This window comes from Streptococcus macacae NCTC 11558, assembly GCF_000187995.2.
In the GTDB taxonomy this organism is placed as follows: domain Bacteria; phylum Bacillota; class Bacilli; order Lactobacillales; family Streptococcaceae; genus Streptococcus; species Streptococcus macacae.
Genome location: NZ_AEUW02000001.1, coordinates 226575 through 240965, shown reverse-complemented (window position 1 = coordinate 240965; position 14391 = coordinate 226575). Strand labels below are relative to the sequence as shown.

The 14391-nt window shown below is 37.6% G+C and carries 13 protein-coding genes; 3 read left to right on the top strand and 10 right to left on the bottom strand.

What is annotated here, in order from left to right; genetic code table 11:
• Nucleotides 1–28: 28 nt before the first annotated feature.
• Both STRMA_RS01255 and ccpA read right to left on the bottom strand, forming a co-directional pair.
• Nucleotides 29–1498, bottom strand: a complete 1470-nt coding sequence (locus STRMA_RS01255) for an alpha-amylase (RefSeq protein ID WP_003078577.1) — start codon at nt 1496–1498, stop codon at nt 29–31.
• A 56-nt stretch (nt 1499–1554) separates the two neighbouring features.
• Nucleotides 1555–2559 carry a catabolite control protein A gene (gene ccpA, locus STRMA_RS01250; RefSeq protein WP_003081473.1) on the bottom strand — a complete coding sequence of 335 codons (1005 nt, stop codon included), beginning with the start codon at nt 2557–2559 and terminating at the stop codon, nt 1555–1557.
• A gap of 163 nt (nt 2560–2722) precedes the next feature.
• On the opposite strand from ccpA, the gene STRMA_RS01245 reads away from it, so the two are divergent.
• Nucleotides 2723–3799, top strand: a complete 1077-nt coding sequence (locus tag STRMA_RS01245; protein WP_003081065.1) for a M24 family metallopeptidase — start codon at nt 2723–2725, stop codon at nt 3797–3799.
• A 304-nt stretch (nt 3800–4103) separates the two neighbouring features.
• Here the strand turns inward: STRMA_RS01245 and STRMA_RS01240 are convergent, their stop codons facing one another.
• The 8 genes from STRMA_RS01240 to STRMA_RS01205 all read right to left on the bottom strand — a co-directional run bounded on the left by STRMA_RS01240 (nt 4104) and on the right by STRMA_RS01205 (nt 12983).
• The gene (locus STRMA_RS01240) at nt 4104–4730 is read right to left on the bottom strand and encodes a CDP-archaeol synthase (protein ID WP_003079265.1); all 627 of its coding nucleotides are present in this window, start codon (nt 4728–4730) and stop codon (nt 4104–4106) included.
• 190 nt (nt 4731–4920) lie between these two features.
• Nucleotides 4921–6480 (bottom strand): cardiolipin synthase, encoded by a 1560-nt coding sequence (gene cls, locus STRMA_RS01235; protein ID WP_003081666.1) that lies wholly within the window; start codon nt 6478–6480, stop codon nt 4921–4923.
• Between the two features lie 290 nt (nt 6481–6770).
• Entirely contained in the window at nt 6771–8135 is a 1365-nt protein-coding gene (gene celB / locus STRMA_RS01230; protein ID WP_003082161.1) for a PTS cellobiose transporter subunit IIC, read from the bottom strand.
• 14 nt (nt 8136–8149) lie between these two features.
• Nucleotides 8150–8668, bottom strand: a complete 519-nt coding sequence (locus STRMA_RS01225) for a hypothetical protein (RefSeq protein WP_003082043.1) — start codon at nt 8666–8668, stop codon at nt 8150–8152.
• A complete protein-coding gene (locus STRMA_RS01220; RefSeq protein ID WP_003080454.1) occupies nt 8665–8997 on the bottom strand; it encodes a PTS cellobiose transporter subunit IIA in 333 nt (110 codons plus the stop codon). The genes STRMA_RS01225 and STRMA_RS01220 overlap by 4 nt, the downstream gene beginning before the upstream one ends.
• 7 nt (nt 8998–9004) lie before the next feature.
• The gene (locus tag STRMA_RS01215; RefSeq protein WP_040841707.1) at nt 9005–10984 is read right to left on the bottom strand and encodes a BglG family transcription antiterminator; all 1980 of its coding nucleotides are present in this window, start codon (nt 10982–10984) and stop codon (nt 9005–9007) included.
• A 40-nt stretch (nt 10985–11024) separates the two neighbouring features.
• Nucleotides 11025–11339: a PTS cellobiose transporter subunit IIB gene (locus tag STRMA_RS01210; protein ID WP_003082160.1), complete on the bottom strand. Its 315-nt coding sequence runs from the start codon at nt 11337–11339 to the stop codon at nt 11025–11027.
• Nucleotides 11340–11549: 210 nt separating this feature from the next.
• Nucleotides 11550–12983, bottom strand: coding sequence for a 6-phospho-beta-glucosidase (locus tag STRMA_RS01205; protein WP_003079433.1), 1434 nt, complete (start codon nt 12981–12983; stop codon nt 11550–11552).
• A gap of 315 nt (nt 12984–13298) precedes the next feature.
• Here STRMA_RS01205 and STRMA_RS01200 point away from each other — a divergent pair, with 315 nt between their 5' ends.
• Nucleotides 13299–13964: an NAD(P)H-dependent oxidoreductase gene (locus STRMA_RS01200; RefSeq protein ID WP_003080587.1), complete on the top strand. Its 666-nt coding sequence runs from the start codon at nt 13299–13301 to the stop codon at nt 13962–13964.
• Between the two features lie 33 nt (nt 13965–13997).
• Nucleotides 13998–14390: a lactoylglutathione lyase gene (gloA, locus tag STRMA_RS01195; protein WP_003081556.1), complete on the top strand. Its 393-nt coding sequence runs from the start codon at nt 13998–14000 to the stop codon at nt 14388–14390.
• Nucleotide 14391: the final 1 nt, after the last annotated feature.

Genomic DNA, 14391 nt, shown 5'->3' with positions numbered 1-14391 from the left:
GACTGCTGTCAAGCAAAAGCAGTGCAGACTAGCTTGACAAATGAGTTTCTTTATTAACCCAAGCTGATATAGAAGCAGCCTGAACAGGAAATTCTCCCCAGCCTGCTTCATCTAATACGACCTCTTGAGGACAATTGTTAAGATAGTCCACAAACACTTTATTGCGATTAAGCTCTCCCATATTTAGCCGCTTACTGCTGGCCTCACCATTTGTCATGACAACGGCCAGACCATCTGGATGCTTTTCATCACCCAGACAGGTCCAGCCAATGCAGTCAGGATGGTCAAAATAATCTTCCTGTGGACCATAAACATGATATTTCCGGATATAGAGAAGCTTATCTAAAATGTCTTGAAAGCCTGTTTGCGCGAATTCTCCGGAAATCCCGTAATAATCACCAAAAAAGATACAGGGAGTGCCTTCTTGACGTAAGAGAATCAAACCGTAAGCTAAAGGTTTAAACCACTCTGCTACTGTTGACTCTAGTGCCTGCCCTCTTTGTGAATCATGGTTATCTACAAAAGTCACGGTAAAGTCTGGGTGGCTTTTCATGAGGCTATCCTCTAAAATAGTTGAAAGATCAAAATCACTTCCCTTTTCTCCCGCTTCAAAAAAATTCATATGCAGCATCACATCAATTAAATCAAATTGCAGATCTGTTGCTTCAAGATACTGAACAATGTCACTATTGCTGTCTTTCCAATATTCACCAAAAACATAAAGATCTTCCTTGAGATTTTCGCGAACATAGCGGATAAAATCTTTCATAAAGACCTTATCAATATGCTTGACTGCATCTAAGCGAAAGCCGCCAACACCGCTTGTTTTCAAAAACCAATCAGCCCAATATTTTAGATGCTCCTGAACTTCTGGATGCCTAAAATCAATATCATCATACATAAGGTAGTCATAATTGCCGAGTTCTTGATCAATGTTTTCTGAATCCGCCCAGCCTTTATTATCGCCCAAGATCATATAAATGCCCGTTTCATCATGTAAGGCGTCATAATCCACCCCAGTGAAATGGTACCAATGCCATTTGAAATCACTGTATTTGTCCTGCCGTCCAGGAAAATTGAACTGGGTCCAAGCCTCTATCTCATAAGGTTCTGAAATGGTTTCTGAACGATTATCTGGTTTAACTTTTACAACGGCAAATCTTTCCTTAGCATCAGCGTTAGCCTTATGGTTAAGAACAATATCTGAAATAGGCACTATATCTTTTTCCTTCAGAGAAGCAATAGCTCTTAGATAATCTGCTTTTGTCCCATACTTAGTCCGAACGGTTCCGTTTTGCTCAAACTCACCAAGATCAAAAAGATCATAAACGCCATAACCAACGTCATTTGAACTCGTTCCTTTAAAAGCAGGCGGAAGCCATACCTTTGTTATGCCAATAGCTTTTAAATGTTCTGCATCTTCAGCTAAATGCTGCCAATGTTTACCATCATCAGGCAAATACCATTCAAAATACTGCATCATTGTTTCATTTGTCATTTTGAACTCCTTTAAGCAAAAAGCCCAGAAATAAGACTTCCAGACTTTTTAAGTTACTATGGTTTTGTTGTTCCCCTGTCTTTAATATTATGATTCAAAATAATTTCTTTTTCATCCAATTCTTCCTTATTCATGATTTTTGTCAGCATGCGCATAGCAACAGCTCCTAAATCATAAATAGGCTGGCTGATAGAGGTCATATTAGGACGTGTGTAAAGGGCAATCGTTGAATCATTGCTGGTAATAATTTCAAAGTCTTCGGGAATTTTTTTACCTGCCTCAAATAAACCATTTAAAAGACCTGCTGCCAATTCATCTTCTGTGACATAAGCTGCCGTCGCACCTGAATTCATCACACGCTGGGCAAGATTATAGCCTTCTTGATATTTATACTGTGCTTCAAAAACAAGGCCTTCTTTAAAGGGCAAATTATTATTTTTCAAACTGTTTTTATAACCGTTCAAACGCACTTTACCATTGATGGCATCTATTAACGGTCCTGATACAAAGGCAATTTTGCTGTTATTCCTTGCCAAAATATCAACAGCATCTTGCGTTGCCTTACTGTAATCAATGTTAACACTGGGCAGCTGGTGATCCAGATCTACCGTCCCTGCTAAAACAATCGGGGTACGTGCCCGAGAAAACTCTGCTCGGATTTTCTCTGTTAAATGATGCCCCATAAATATAATACCATCCACCTGTTTTGCAAACAAGGTATTAATGACATTGATTTCTCTGTCGTCATCTTCATCGCTGGATGCTAAAACGATATTATATTTGTACATTGTTGCAATATCATCAATTCCTTTAGCTAAGATGGAGAAATAAGCATTGGCAATGTTGGGAATGACAACACCGACTGTTGTCGTTTTTTTGCTGGCGAGACCGCGCGCTACAGCATTTGGTCTGTAATCAAGGCGCTCAATGACTTCTAAAACCTTTTTGCGAGTATTTTCTTTGACATTTTTATTTCCATTTACAACACGGCTGACAGTCGCCATAGACACACCTGCTTCACGGGCAACATCATATATCGTAATCGTGTCATCTGTATTCATCCTGTATCATCCCTTCTATTTTGAAAATTACGCTTACATAATTATTTTAACACGTTTTGAAAACACTTTCAAGCAAAACGGTTAGGATTAATGAAAAAAGACTAAGAAACTTGATTTTTCTTCTCTTTTTTGAAAAAATAAAGAAAAGAAAGAAGGTTTTGATATGTCAAAAATAACACAGCTTAAGCAAAAACTTGAACGAGCAGAAATAGAAGCTGCTGTCCTTTCAGATCCTATCTCCATTAGCTATTTAACTGAATTTTACAGTGACCCCCATGAACGTCTTATGCTGCTTTTTCTTTTCCAAGAAGAAAGCTTATTATTTTTACCAGAATTGGAAGTTGCAAGAGCAAAAAATTTCCTTTCTTTGCCCATTGTCGGCTATAGTGATTCTGAAAATCCCTGGGCTAAACTTAAAACCATACTGTCAAAAACTGACTTTTCTAAAATCGCTCTTGAATATGATCATCTAAATATCAGCAAATACCAGGGACTAAAGTCCCTGCTGTCGGGACAGTTTACGGATTTAACCCCCTTTTTAGACCGTATGCGCTTGATTAAATCTCCTGATGAAATTCAAAAGTTAACCGCTGCAGGAAATTTAGCAGATAAGGCTGTTCAAATTGGTTTTGACCATATTTCACTTGATACTACTGAAACGGATATTATAGCACAAATTGAATTTGAGATGCGCAAGCAAGGTGTCGATAAAATGAGCTTTGATACCTTAGTTCTGACAGGAAAAAAAGCTGCTGATCCTCATGGCCTTCCTTCAACTAAACGGCTTGAGAACAACAGCCTTCTTCTCTTTGATTTAGGGGTTCAGACTCTAGGCTATACGAGTGATATGACCCGTACTGTTGCTCTTGGCCAGCCCAGTCAGTTCAAAAAAGATATCTATAGCTTATGCTTAGAAGCTCAATTGACTGCACTTAATTTTATTAAGCCAGGCGTTACAGCTGCTCAGGTTGATGCAGCAGCTCGCTCTGTTATTGAAAAAGCTGGCTATGGTGACTATTTCAATCATCGGCTAGGGCATGGTATTGGTATGAGTGTCCATGAGTTCCCTTCTATTACAGCAACAAATGACATTGTCCTTGAAGAAGGAATGTGCTTTTCGGTTGAACCTGGGATTTATATTCCTGAAAAAGTAGGCGTTCGTATTGAGGATTGCGGCCATGTGACCAAACAGGGTTTTCAGACCTTTACTAAAACCTCAAAAGAATTGCTTTATTTTTAAATAACTCCTTGCATCATAATATTAAGGCAATAGGCAGGCAGAAAATGCTGTGCTGCCCAGCCTTTTTCCTTTATCATTATACCGATTTTAATAAGACTCTTTGAGCTAAAACTGCCATAAATAGGCCTAATACTCAATGAAAATCAAAAAGCAAACTAGGAAGGGAGCTGCAGGCTGTACTGGGGTACGGCAAGGCGAAGCTGACAACGTTTGAATGTGATTTTCGCGGAATATAAAATCAAAAAGAGTGGGAGAAAGCCCAATGATTGTAATCATAATAGGGTTTCTCCCGCTCTTTTAATGTTTACTTTCTTCTTTTAGCTGTAAATAGGGCTATATTAGGGCCTGTTTTTTTACGCTTTGTTTCTAAAAACAGCAACAGACAGTTTATAAGAAAGGCAGTCGCTCCGCCTAAAAGGACGTAAATGATATAGTAGGAAAAAGTCATGCGATTAAAAAGAGCGATAACAGCGACAGAACCAAGAAAAGGAGCAATTTGATCTAAACAGAGAAAAATCCACTTTTTATTTCCTTGAGCTAACTGTCCGGCAGGAATATTAAACCGTCGCTTGATAAAACTATTTGGCAATTCAAAAAGGGCAGAGGCACAGCCTAATAAAAAACCAAAAAAAAGATTGAAGAAAAAATCATTATGATAACTAGCTACCAACGATAAAGATAGGAAATTAGGGATAAGATTTAAAATAAATCCCCAAAAAACCTGAAAAACAGCCGTCAGTACAATCATCCCCCAAAAACCCTTCCAGGTCTTATGATCTCCTAAAATAGGTTTTCCGCTGGAGGTCTTCATCCCGCCGTCAATCGGCAAATAAGCCCACTTTAAAATATCTAATTGACAAAAAATTCTATTAGCAGCTCCGGCTGCAAAAACAGGCAGCAGAGTTACATACATCATCACAATGGTCTTCAAAAGCCTTCTCCTCATTTACTCTAAACTTATTATAGCACAAACTCAAAGAAGGAGTGATGATGACATACTGAAAAATGAAGAAAAAATGCATCTCAAACTATTTCTGCCGCATTGAAAAAATACGCTTTTAAAAAACAAACTATTAAAAAGAAACGGCGGTGCATTTTTACACTTTAACTCCCTGCTCTCTCTACATTAAGGGGGATAATATTTTCATGCAGCAGCCTATAATGCGTTTATACAAAGGATAAGTTGTTTGAAATTCTTCTAAGGTAACCTGTTTTGACTGTGCCAAACATTCTTCAAAATCTTCGGCAATATCCGCAAGGATCTGCTTATGACCGTAGATATAAAGGCCGCATTCAAAATTGAGGTAGAGACTGCGAAAATCCATATTGACAGAACCAACAGTTGCTCTTTTGCCATCAACTAACATAACTTTGGCATGGACAAAACCAGGCGTATACTCATAGATGGCAATCCCTGCTTTGAGGTAAAGATCAAAATCAGTTCGAGAGGCTAAGTAAGCTGACTGCTTATCATAAATACCTGGCAATAATAAACGGACTTGCACACCGCGTTTAGCTGCATAAGTCAAATTATCAATGGTTTCATCATCTAAAACAAGGTAAGGAGTCATAATATCAATGGACTCTCTAGCAGACTGAATCATATCTAGGTAGACTCTTCGTGCGACTTCTTCACCATCAAAAGGGTTTTCACCATAGGCCAAAAAGACCGAATCTGTCTGAATGGTATCCTTTTGATTGGCCATATGCTCTTGCAGGTAGAGAAAATCATCGTTTTCTTCTTTGGTATCAAAATTCCACATTTGCAAAAACATTAAGGTAAAATTAGCAACTGCCTCTCCTTTAATCATAATGGCTGCATCTTTCCAGTAGCCAAAGCGCTTAATCTGATTAATGTATTCATCAGCAAGATTGACGCCGCCTGTAAAAGCAACTTGACCATCAATAACTGTAATCTTGCGATGATCTCGATTATTTTGCACAGTTGAAAGGGCTGGAATGATCTGCGAGAAGACTTTTGCTTGAATACCATATTGACGTAATGTTTTGTAATAGCTGTAGGGCAAAAGTGTTAGGGAATTCATCCCATCATACATAAAGCGTACTTCTACTCCTTGAGCTGCCTTCTCTTTTAATATCTCCAAAATGGTATCCCACATGTAGCCAAAGTCCACAATAAAATATTCCATGAAAATATAGCGCTGTGCCTTTTTTAATTCTTCAACCAAAGTTTTAAACATAGCCTCACCAGATGGAAAATACTGACCATCTGTATTGACATGCAAAGGATAGCCAACATAATCTTCCATATAATGAGCTAATTTCAGCTGCTCTTTATCTTTTTGAGCTAAAACGTCTTGAGCCTTGTGACCATACACATCATGTTCACAAATATAATCGTGCAAGGCCTTAGCTTGATATTCAAACCGCCTCCGATAGAGGATAACTTCTAAATTTGACTGTAAAATATAATAAAACAGGGCTCCAAAAACAGGAATAGCTAGAACAAAGACAATCCAAGTCAACTTAAAAGCCGCATTCATGGGACGATTGACAATGGAAACCGCAACAACTATTGAAAATAATTCTAGAGCCAGCCAAACAGCTGGAATAGCATTAGCTGTAAAAGAAACAGCGGCAATAATAACCCCAACCGCCACTAAAATCGACAGAACTACTAAAAAAGTTCGACTATACACGATACGCCATAATTTTTTCATGTATTTCCTCCAAATGGTATACATCCAATCCCTAGATTATAACAAAAAAAGCAAAGTCCGTCATCTTACTTAGAAGTGCAGCTTTTTCATTTATTAAACAAACGAGTGCAAAATAAAAAGGCCTTTAGCCATAGCACTCTCGTTAACTTTTTCTTTTTCCTAACGAAAGCAAAACCAAAAAGGAATATTAAAAGCATCCCACACCTGGATTTTCTATCCAATTTGCGAGATGCTTTTAATATTCCTTAGAAAGACTAGTTCATTATGGATTAAGAGAACAATCCTTTAATCTAATCAGCTGCTAGAGCTTCTTGTTCTTCTTTTAACAACCTTCTATCGTAATTTCTTATAAAAGGATAATAAACAAGAAAGGCAGCTAAAACGCAAATGAAAGCTAAAATAATCGCTCTCCAATCTCCTGTTCCTGTAAAGGCTCCGATACCAACAGGTGTTGGCCAAGCAACCTGAGCAAAAACGGCCTTAATCAACTCTAACTTCATAGCAAGGTAATAAAGGGTTGCTGATGTCATAGGTGCTAGAATAAAGGGAATAATGAGGGAAGGATTATAAATAATAGGAATTCCAAAAATAAGAGGTTCATTAATATTGAAAATAGCAGGAACAACGGAAGCTTTGCCGATAGCACTTAGCTGTTCTGATTTAGCACGGGTTGCTAACCAGATACAAAGTCCCAGTGTAGCACCAGAGCCACCAGCAATAACAAACATATTAGACCACTCACCAGCCACAATATAATGAGCTCCTTTAGCATTGGCTGCCATATTGGCCAGAGCAATCGGGTTAACAAAAGGGGCAAAGATAGTATTGGCCCCATGGATACCAACACTCCACAATGCTTGTGTTAAGAGATAAATGATCATAATGCCTAACCAAGTGTCTGTTAAGTTTCTGACAAAGCCAAATGGTGCTGCAATAACTTGAAAAATATCTGTTCCTAATACGACAAAGACACCGTTGATGAATAAAACAACAAAGGCAATCACAAAACCTGGTATTAAGGCGGTAAAACCACGAGCAACACCTTCTGGGACAGCCTCTGGCATTTTAATAACCCAGTTGCGCTTAACACATAGACGATACAGCATAACGGTCAAAATTGCCATAATAATAGCAGTAAAAATTCCTGCTGTTCCAAAACGCGTAATAGCACCATCTGCAATAGCCCAACCATCTAATACAAGATTCCCCTTCTTTAAATGACTAACGACCTCCATAGAGCCGCCTTTAAAGATAAGCTGCGGTACCGTCATCAGAAAGGCAAATAGTGAAAGCATGGCACCATTTAAAGGATTAAGATTCAGATCTTCTTCATCCGCATAAATCTTGGTTAATTCATATCCCATTGTTAATACAAAATAAAGAGATAAAGAACCCATGGTCACATAATAAGCCAACATATAAAGATTGGAAAATTTATAAAAGGAAGCCTCATAAATATCTCTTATAATTGGCCAAAAACTAAATGAATCTGGTAAAACATTAAACACCAAAAACATTGAACCGACAATTGTGAAAGGAACTGAGGCGACTCCTGCTGCCATAATAGCACGCACAATTCTATATTGTGCAATAACACTCATCGGACCCATTAAATATTTATCTAAGAAAGCAAATACTCCTTTTTGTTCATCCATAAAACTGCCCTCCCTTAACTATATTTTGCAATATGTTTATGAAAACGGTCGTAAAATTTATCTGCATTCCTTTTAATTTCCCCAATACGTTTGAGATTATAGCAAGAGATAGATAAACCGATAAATTGCAGCAATACCAAAAATAAATGTGCCGACAGCTGATTCGAAAAGAAAGGAACAAGCAGAGGCAATTGCTTTGGAAAAACACTGATGACTAGCACTAAAAGCACCACAAAGATTTGAGCTTGCAGAGCACGTTTTGTTCTTTCAAGGCAAACGTCTTTAGCACCATAAAGCTGAAATTGCTCAGCACAGGCTAACACAATTAAAACTAACATACTCACTGGCAAAATAAAGTAAATGCTTGGCTTATAAATAAAAGGAAGCAGCCAGTAAAGATTAGTAAAGAAAAACAAAGCTAAACTGTATCTAAAAAGCAGATAGCGAGAAAATAAACTGTTTTTCAAACTTAATTCTTGTTTCCATTCTTGATGGGCTGCTTTTGTTGATTTTTTATATCCTTGCTGCATCATGACGATATTCCCTTCTCATTAACTTTTTGATATAAGGTCAGCATCTCAATAGCGACTTCGCGCAGTGTCATTGTCGTCATCAAATGATCTTGGGCATGAACCATGATAATCTCCATTTCAATCTCTGTCCCATTAGCATATTCTTGTAACAGATCTGTTTGTGCCTGATGAGCTTTAAGCAGTTCATCATTTGCTTCCTGCAGCTTTTGTTTAGCTAACTGATTGTTTTTGTCACGCATAGCATTAAAAGCTTCGTGAACAAGCGTCCTTGCATTGCCAGAGTTTAAAATAATTTCAAATGCTGCTAGCTGCAAATCCTCTTTTTTCATAAAACCGCTATCCTTTCTTCTGTCCTGATAGAAAAATTCGCTTAAACTCTGCAAAAGAGTTACTTTTGATTAATTGCTCCTGCAGCTCTTTTTGGTCTGTTAAGTCAACAATCCTTTTGATGATTAAAGGCAAGCCTTCATTCTCACAAATTGATGGTGACACCAAAAAGACTAACCGAATCGACTTAAATTTATCTTCCCAATACAAGCCTTTCTTCATAATGGCTATACCAATCTTATGCATCTTATCAATTGCCTTAAGCGGATGAGGTACAGCAATGAAGTCATTAAAAAGAACAGTGCTCATTTCTTCTCTTTGACGTATTAAATCAAGCATAGAACTAGTATAATCAGCCTTTCCTCTGTCATTAAGACAAGCTGCCATCTTCTCCAAAAGCTCCTCTTTGCTGATCTGGTCAAAAATTTGAAAGTACTTTTCTGAAAAATAATGATCAAAAACCTGTTCCAATGTTAAATCGCTATTAGACCGAACCTTTTTTTGCAGCGACGGATGAAGTGTCCTTATTTTTTCTTTGATTTGAGCAACCTCGTCATCTTTTAAAAAGACGCTAACTGTCAAAACAGGGATTGTAAAGACTAAATGTGACAAATCAATGGAAGAGATAATAAGGTCAATACCCTGTAATTTATCATCATTAATATCATAATAACCAATTAAATCAACAATATTGAGATAAGGACTCAATTCATTTTCAATCCGTTCTTTTAACATTTGAGCACTGCCATAGCCAGTAGCACAGATCACCAAAACATTTAGCTTATTTTTTTCCTTATACCTCTCCAAAGCAGCCATCAAGTGCAGCGTCATGTAAGCAATTTCGTCATCTGATAGAGTCATTTGGGAAAAGCCTTCTAATTTTGCCAGTAAGTCTTTAGTCAAATGAAAGATGTCACTGTATTGTTCTTTTATTTCTTCTAAAAGAGGGTTATTAAGATGAACGTTCATTTTCAGACGCTTTTCTAAGACTTCCAGATGTACCAGTAAACCTTCAATCAAAATGAAGTCATCTGCAAAATGATAATGATAATATTCATCTATTTGCCTAAGAGCCTTCATTAAATCATATCGGATAGGTGTTTCTGTATTTTTGTTTTCTTCTTTTTGACTATCAATACTATTTGTAATCAAATGCAAGGCAATGTATTGGCCTTCCTCCTGTGGGAAAACGATATTCATACGCTTTTGAATCCTGTTCAAAATACGTTTTGAGACTCTAATTTCTTTTTGAAATTTTTGATAATCAATAGCTATTGGCGAAAGTTCAAAACCGTCTTTAATACGCTTAATAGCTAAGGCAATGTGAACGATCAGATTTTGAATCATAAAATCAGACAATTGTAACTGCTCGCTGCGGCATTCATCAAGAACGATGATCGTCAGCTCTTCAAAACTAATCGGAAGTTTAAAAAAGTCATCTCCTACATACTGATGGAGATTTTTAAGAAAATGGCCGCTGAAAAAATAGTCCATAATAAAGCGTCTTTTATCGTGTTCACTTCCCTTAACAAAGACGCCTTTATTAGCCCTGCTCTCAACAGTCAAATCATATTGTAAGAGCTCTTTTCGGATTTTCTTAAAATCAGAAGAAAGTGTTGAGCGACTAACATAAAGCTGATCCATCAAATCATCAAAGAAAACCTTATTTTGTTCAAAAATAAGTTGATTTAAAATATAGTTGTGCCTATCATTAATATCAATCGTTTCCTTGATCTGATCTAAATTATTTTCAGATATAAACCGGAAATATATCTGTTCATCAATGAGCTGAAGACGATAGCCATATCCTTGCTTAGCAACCAGCTCCACTCCTGTTTCTTTTGAGGAATAAGCCATAAAGGACTTGATATAAGCTCGAACGGTTCGATCCGAACAGGACAAATGCTTAGCCAATTCTTTACTCGTCACAAACCTGTCTCGATGCTGAGATAAATAATGGACAATTAATTTTTCCTTTTGGCTTAGCATCATTATCTCTCCTTTATTCTTAGAATAACTGTACTTTCTTTTAAAGATTCTCTTTAACTAATTTAGCCATCTTTTCAATTCCCATGGGAATTGGAACATAGGCTTGCGGCGGAATTTGCACAATTGGTTTGCCGACCTTTTGAGCAGCATCTTCAAATTGTTTGTAATGCATTTTTGTTTGTGGACTAATCAAATAGAGATCATATTCTGCATTAGCAATTTTTTTCCCTCCTTCTGGCACACCCACAGCATTCATTTCAATTTCAAATCCTTGATCATTTAATAAAGCAGCCGTTTTTTTAGCAATAAGCGATGAAGACATTCCTCCTGCACAAATAATTAAAGCTTTAGGCATATTTATTTCCTCCTAATATTTTTATAGTTTAAGTATAACTGTATTCGCTTTCAAAGACAATTTCCTATCTTGCCGTATTGATACGGAAAAATATAGATTGAAACAGCCAATAGCCATAGCAAAAAGTACTCCAAGGATTTGGAGTACTTACTATTATCTAGGATAAATACTTTTTTCGATTACAGCAAAGCAGTCATTTAATCACCTATCTTAAATATTTTCACCATTAGAAGCGATAACTTGCTGATACCAATTAAAGGAAAGCTTGGGTGAGCGTTTATAGCTTCCCTTGCCCTCATCATCTTTATCAACATAAATAAAGCCGTAACGTTTTCGCATCTCACCCGTTCCTGCTGAAACTAAATCAATACAGCCCCAAGGTGTATAACCAATAAGTTCAACACCATCTTCATCAACAGCTTTAATCATTTCCTTAATATGAGCCCCCAAATAGTCAATTCGATAGTCATCATGAACCATGCCATCAGCTTCAACTTGATCAATAGCGCCAAAACCATTTTCCACAATGAAAAGCGGCAAATGGTACATATCAGTGAGCCAATTAAGAGCATAGCGCAAACCTTCCGGATCGATTTGCCAATCCCAGTCAGAAGCCTCGACATAAGGATTTTTGACTAAATCCTCTGTTTCCAAATAATCATAGTAGGGATTATTTTCACGGTGGGCATCAATAGCAAAGGACATATAATAAGAAAAGCCAATATAATCCACTGTCCCAGCCAGTAAGTCCTTAGCATCTTCTGCCGTAAAATCAATTGAAATACCTTTGCGCTCCCAATACTTGAAAATATGATTTGGGTAAAAACCATGCACATGAACATCTGCAAAATAATAACGTTTCTGCATGGCTTTCTGAGCCATGAGTACATCTGCTGGTTTACAGCTGGCAGGATAGATAGGACACATGGCAATCATACAGCCAATGTGAAAATCAGGATTAATGCTATGGCCAATTTTAACAGCACGCGCAGAAGCCACTAGCTCATAATGAGCAGCTTGATACATAATCGCTTCGCGATCATCCCCTTCTTTATAAACAATTCCTGAATTAGTAAAAGGGGCAAAATTTTCCTGATAATTAGCTTGGTTATTGATCTCATTAAAGGTCATCCAATACTTAACCTTATCCTTGTAGCGATGGAAGCAAACTTCAGCAAAACGAACAAAGAAATCAATGACTTTGCGGTTGGTAAAGCCGCCGTATTCCGTAACCAGATGATAAGGCAGCTCAAAATGCGATAAGGTTACAACAGGTTCGATACCATATTTCAGACATTCATCAAAAAGGGCATCATAAAACTGCAGGCCTGCTTCATTAGGTTCTGCTTCATCGCCATTTGGAAAAATACGGGTCCAGGCGATGGAAGTCCGAAAGCATTTGAACCCCATCTCAGCAAAAAGAGCAATGTCTTCTTTATAATGATGATAAAAATCAATAGCTTCATGATTAGGATAATATTTTCCTTCAAGAACGCCAGCTGTAATTTCGCGTGCAACACCATGGCGTCCAGCCGTCATGACATCCGCAACAGAAATTCCCTTACCGCCTTCTTGCCAGCCGCCTTCTAGCTGATGGGCAGCAACGGCACCGCCCCAGAGAAAATTTTCAGGTAATTTAGACATATTCTACCTCCTTAGTTTTCTACTTCTATTTTAGCAAACGATTTCAAAATTAAAATAGAAAAAATTTCCTTAAGGAATAAGGAAATTTCAGATTGAAAACAAAAATGTTTTTTCGATACAAATAGGTTTTGAAATTCTGCCCATATAGATTTGAGACCTTAGACTTAAATCTTAGGTATGGAATCCGTATCAGCCAAGGAAAGTCTCAGAAAGGATTTTGGCTTCACGTTAACATTTTCTTAAAGACTAGGGAAATTTTCATCTTTACTGAAAATTATGATATGATAAGTTTATCAAAATAAGGAGCATTTCACTATGACTAAAGAAGATATTAAAAAGCAAGTCCGTCAGGCTTTTGATAACCGTGCTGCAATCCGTGTTTATAGTGATCAAAAGATCCCAAAAGAAGACATGGACTTCATCCTTGACTGTGCCTGGCTCAGTCCTTCTTCTATCGGACTTGAGCCTTGGCGTTTTATCGTTTTAGAAAATGAAATAATCAAAAAGGAACTAAAAGCAGTTTCTTGGGGTGCCCAAAATCAGTTGGAAACAGCTAGCCATTTTGTTCTTGTCATTGCTAAAAAAGATGTTGGCTATGATTCTGAAAATGTTCGCCAGAGCTTGATCCGCCGAGGACTAACAGATAAGAAAGACTTGGACAATCGTTTAGAACTCTACCAACTTTTCCAGAAAGAACATTTGAAATTAAAGAGCGGCCGCGAGCTCTTTGATTGGGCAGCTAAGCAAACCTACATTGCCATGGCTAATATGATCACTGCTGCTAGTTTGATTGGCATTGACTCCTGCCCAATTGAAGGATTTCATTACGATAAGGTTAACCAGATTTTAGCCGAATTTAATGTTATTGATCCTGAAACAGAAGGGATTGCCAGTATGATCTCCTTTGGCTATCGTTTGCACAACCCCAAACATCCACGCAGCCGCAAACCCCGTCCAGATGTTGTCACTTGGCGCTATTAAAACTCTCTTATTTTCAAAAGAAAGGAAATTCCAATGAAATTTTTACATACCTGTATCCGTGTGAAAGACTTAGATGCCTCACTTAAATTCTATCAAGAAGCGCTCGGCTTTAAAGAAGTTCGCCGCAATGACTTTCCCGACTATAAATTTACTCTGATTTATCTGCAATTAGAAGATGATCCTGACTATGAGCTGGAATTAACCTACAATTATGATCATAAAGCTTACGACCTCGGCAATGGTTACGGACATATCGCTGTAGGCGTTGAGGACCTAGAAGCCACTCACCAAGCCCATAAGGAATCTGGCTATACTGTGACTGACCTATCAGGTCTGCCAGGCAAGCCAAAAATGTACTACTTCATCACAGATCCTGATGGCTATAAGATCGAAGTCATCCGTCTCAGCCAATTTCAGGAAAAATAAA

Bases quoted from the DNA above. Each gene is read 5' to 3' on its own strand.
- STRMA_RS01220 (WP_003080454.1), bottom strand. From the start codon at position 8,997: ATGAAAAAAGAGGATTTGCAGCTAGCAGCATTTGAAATTATTTTAAAC.
- STRMA_RS01245 (WP_003081065.1), top strand. From the start codon at position 2,723: ATGTCAAAAATAACACAGCTTAAGCAAAAACTTGAACGAGCAGAAATA.
- ccpA (WP_003081473.1), bottom strand. From the start codon at position 2,559: ATGAATACAGATGACACGATTACGATATATGATGTTGCCCGTGAAGCA.
- STRMA_RS01215 (WP_040841707.1), bottom strand. From the start codon at position 10,984: ATGCTAAGCCAAAAGGAAAAATTAATTGTCCATTATTTATCTCAGCAT.
- cls (WP_003081666.1), bottom strand. From the start codon at position 6,480: ATGAAAAAATTATGGCGTATCGTGTATAGTCGAACTTTTTTAGTAGTT.
- STRMA_RS01225 (WP_003082043.1), bottom strand. From the start codon at position 8,668: ATGATGCAGCAAGGATATAAAAAATCAACAAAAGCAGCCCATCAAGAA.
- STRMA_RS01205 (WP_003079433.1), bottom strand. From the start codon at position 12,983: ATGTCTAAATTACCTGAAAATTTTCTCTGGGGCGGTGCCGTTGCTGCC.
- celB (WP_003082161.1), bottom strand. From the start codon at position 8,135: ATGGATGAACAAAAAGGAGTATTTGCTTTCTTAGATAAATATTTAATG.
- STRMA_RS01210 (WP_003082160.1), bottom strand. From the start codon at position 11,339: ATGCCTAAAGCTTTAATTATTTGTGCAGGAGGAATGTCTTCATCGCTT.
- gloA (WP_003081556.1), top strand. From the start codon at position 13,998: ATGAAATTTTTACATACCTGTATCCGTGTGAAAGACTTAGATGCCTCA.
- STRMA_RS01255 (WP_003078577.1), bottom strand. From the start codon at position 1,498: ATGACAAATGAAACAATGATGCAGTATTTTGAATGGTATTTGCCTGAT.
- STRMA_RS01200 (WP_003080587.1), top strand. From the start codon at position 13,299: ATGACTAAAGAAGATATTAAAAAGCAAGTCCGTCAGGCTTTTGATAAC.